The organism is Streptomyces sp. NPDC050534, from assembly GCF_044457745.1.
GTDB lineage: Bacteria > Actinomycetota > Actinomycetes > Streptomycetales > Streptomycetaceae > Streptomyces.
This window is the reverse complement of sequence record NZ_JBITHF010000036.1, coordinates 1-1012: the sequence shown is the minus strand read 5'-3', so window position 1 is coordinate 1012 and position 1012 is coordinate 1. Positions and strand designations below refer to the sequence as shown.

Genomic DNA, 1012 nt, shown 5'->3' with positions numbered 1-1012 from the left:
TCAAGTGGCTGACGACCACTGACCACAAGACGATCGGGACGCTGTATCTCGTCACGTCGTTCGCGTTCTTCCTGATCGGCGGCGTGATGGCGCTGCTGATGCGCGCCGAACTGGCCCGTCCTGGTCTGCAGATCATGACGAACGAGCAGTTCAACCAGGCGTTCACGATGCACGGCACGATCATGCTGCTGATGTTCGCGACGCCGCTGTTCGCCGGCTTCACGAACTGGATCATGCCGCTGCAGATCGGCGCGCCGGACGTGGCCTTCCCGCGGCTGAACATGTTCGCCTACTGGCTGTACCTGTTCGGCTCGACCATCGCGGTGGGCGGCTTCCTGACCCCCTCCGGCGCGGCCGACTTCGGCTGGTTCGCCTACAGCCCGCTCTCCGACGCGGTCCGCTCGCCGGGCATCGGCGCCGACCTGTGGATCATGGGCCTGGCCTTCTCCGGCTTCGGCACCATCCTCGGCGCGGTCAACTTCATCACCACCATCATCTGCATGCGCGCACCGGGCATGACCATGTTCCGCATGCCGATCTTCGTGTGGAACGTGCTGCTGACCGCCGTGCTGGTGCTGCTCGCCTTCCCCGTGCTCGCCGCCGCGCTGTTCGCGCTGGAGGCGGATCGGAAATTCGGGGCACACGTCTTCGACGCGGCCAACGGCGGAGCCCTGCTGTGGCAACACCTCTTCTGGTTCTTCGGCCATCCCGAGGTGTACATCATCGCGCTGCCGTTCTTCGGCATCATCAGCGAGGTCATCCCGGTCTTCTCGCGCAAGCCGATGTTCGGCTACATGGGCCTGATCGGCGCCACCATCGCCATCGCCGGCCTGTCCGTGACCGTGTGGGCCCACCACATGTACGTCACCGGCGGAGTCCTGCTGCCGTTCTTCTCCTTCATGACGTTCCTCATCGCCGTACCCACCGGCGTGAAGTTCTTCAACTGGATCGGCACCATGTGGAAGGGGTCACTGAGCTTCGAGACCCCGATGCTCTGGGCGACCGGCTTCCT

General features: G+C 64.5%; 1 protein-coding gene. It reads left to right on the top strand.

All coding sequences use genetic code 11. The features are described from left to right. The coding region (locus ACIBN2_RS46725) for a cbb3-type cytochrome c oxidase subunit I (RefSeq protein ID WP_399143900.1) at positions 1-1012 on the top strand (1012 nt) is incomplete at both ends.